This window comes from Neisseria sp. P0021.S006, assembly GCF_051956895.1.
Genome location: NZ_JBQCWZ010000262.1, coordinates 1 through 1,727, shown reverse-complemented (window position 1 = coordinate 1,727; position 1,727 = coordinate 1). Strand labels below are relative to the sequence as shown.

Below are 1,727 nucleotides of genomic sequence, written 5' to 3'. Positions count from 1 at the left end.
GCGGCACACCGACCGTTATCGTCGGCGGCAAATACCAAGTCGAATTTAAAGACTGGCAGTCCTTCATGACCACGATTGACCAGTTGGTGGACAAAGTACGCGAAGAGCAGAAAAAGCCACAATAAGTTGAAGGCTGAATGAATAAAGGCCGTCTGAAAATAGATTTCAGACGGCCTTTTATATTAGATGTTATAGAAGAAATGGTTGCTTAAGGTCTCATGATTTTAAATCTGAATACAAAACCAAAACGCCGTCTGAAACTTTTCAGACGGCGTTTTCTGTCAAATCGGCTTACAAACCTGGGAACATGCCTTTCATTCCCTTCATGCCTTTGGCCAAGCGCATCAGTTTGCCCAAGCCGTTGCCGCTGAACATCTTCATCATTTGTTGCATTTGTTCAAACTGTTTGAGCAATTTGTTCACTTCCTGCACGGTCGTGCCTGCACCCATTGCAATACGGCGTTTGCGGCTGGCTTTGAGCAGGGCAGGGTTGGCGCGTTCTTTTGGAGTCATTGAGTTGATGATGGCTTCTACTTTGCCCATCGCTTTTTCGGCCGTGCCTTCGGGGATTTGTTTCGATATTTGACCCAGTTCGCCCGGCATTTTCGACATCAGGTTTTCCAAGCCGCCCATATTGCGCATCTGCTGGATTTGTTCTTTAAAGTCATTGAGGTCGAAGCCTTTGCCTTTTTGCAGCTTTTTCGCCATTTTGGCGGCAGCTTCTTCATCAATACCTTTTTGAACGTCTTCAATCAGGGTCAATACGTCACCCATGCCGAGGATACGGCTGGCAAGACGGTCGGGGTGGAAAGGTTCGAGGCCGTTGATTTTCTCGCCGACGCCGATAAATTTAATCGGTTTGCCGGTCACATGGCGTACGGACAATGCCGCACCGCCGCGCGAGTCGCCGTCCATCTTGGTCAATACGACACCGGTCAGCGGCAGGGCTTCATTAAATGCCTGAGCAGTGTTCACAGCATCCTGACCCAGCATGGCATCGATAACGAACAAAGTTTCAACCGGGTTGACCGCCGCATGAAGCGCTTTGATTTCGTTCATCATCTCTTCATCGATTGCCAAACGGCCGGCGGTATCGACCATCAAGACATCGTAAAAATGTTTTTTGGCGTAATCGACGGCGGCAGTTGCAATCTCAACCGGTTTTTGGTTGGTATCGGATGGGAAAAAGTCCACGCCGACCTGTTCGGCCAACAGACGCAGCTGTTCAATCGCGGCAGGGCGGTAAACGTCGGCAGATACCACTAAGACTTTTTTCTTCTGATCGTTTTTCAGCAGGCGGGCGAGTTTGCCGACGGTTGTTGTCTTACCGGCACCCTGCAAACCGGCCATTAAAACAATGGCAGGCGGTGAAACCGACAAATCCAGCGTTTTGTTTTCCTTGCCCATCAATTCGACTAAGGCTTGGTTAACCACACCAATAAAGGCTTGGTCAGGCGTCAGGCTGCCGACGACTTCTTGGCCAAGGGCCTGTTCTTTGACTGTGTTGACGAATTCTTTAACGACGGGCAATGCAACGTCGGCTTCCAGCAGGGCAAGACGAACCTCGCGCAAGGCTTCTTTAATATTGTCTTCGGTCAGCGTTGATTGGCCGCGAATATTTTTAAGTACCTTGCTGAAGCGGTTGGTCAGGTTGTCTAACATACTTATCCTTGATAATGAGAATAGCTGCCCAATACAGGGCATTCTTTGTTAAAATAAAATTCGGA

The 1,727-nt window shown here is 49.0% G+C and carries 1 protein-coding gene and 1 pseudogene; one reads left to right on the top strand and one right to left on the bottom strand.

Annotated features, from left to right (window positions below; genetic code table 11):
* Positions 1-125: pseudogene (locus ACTHUM_RS13165) on the top strand (thiol:disulfide interchange protein DsbA/DsbL); the annotation flags it as partial.
* Positions 126-291: 166 nt separating this feature from the next.
* Here the strand turns inward: ACTHUM_RS13165 and ffh are convergent.
* A complete protein-coding gene (gene ffh, locus ACTHUM_RS13160) occupies positions 292-1,662 on the bottom strand; it encodes a signal recognition particle protein (RefSeq protein ID WP_003684000.1) in 1,371 nt (456 codons plus the stop codon).
* Between the last annotated feature and the right edge of the window lie 65 nt (positions 1,663-1,727).